Raw genomic sequence first — 268 nt, 5'->3', positions numbered from 1 at the left:
CTACAGAAACCTGGTCCCCCGGTGTACCCATGCGGATGCCAACGACGGGATTTGTCACCGCAGCCAGCGTGATGAACTTCAACTGATAGTTGCCGTTCAAGCCCGACTCGATAGAGGTCCAGTTTGTGCCGTCGTTTACGGTGAATTCAACAGTGCCGGTGCCGGTCGTGCGCTTGATCATGAACGAAAAGACCACCTGGCTCGATGCCAGCGTGATCGACTGCTTGATCGTGCCGTTGGCGACGTTGCAGGTGATGCGCGATGCGGC

The 268-nt window shown here is 57.5% G+C and carries 1 protein-coding gene; it reads right to left on the bottom strand.

What is annotated here, in order from left to right:
* The coding region (locus tag EOD29_RS36310) for a hypothetical protein (protein WP_206520558.1) at positions 1 to 181 on the bottom strand (181 nt) is incomplete at its 3' end.
* Positions 182 to 268 lie beyond the last annotated feature (87 nt).

Origin of the sequence: Mesorhizobium sp. M1A.T.Ca.IN.004.03.1.1 (genome assembly GCF_003997555.1) — a bacterium.
Classification (GTDB): domain Bacteria; phylum Pseudomonadota; class Alphaproteobacteria; order Rhizobiales; family Rhizobiaceae; genus Mesorhizobium.
This window is presented reverse-complemented; position numbering and strand designations above follow the sequence as displayed.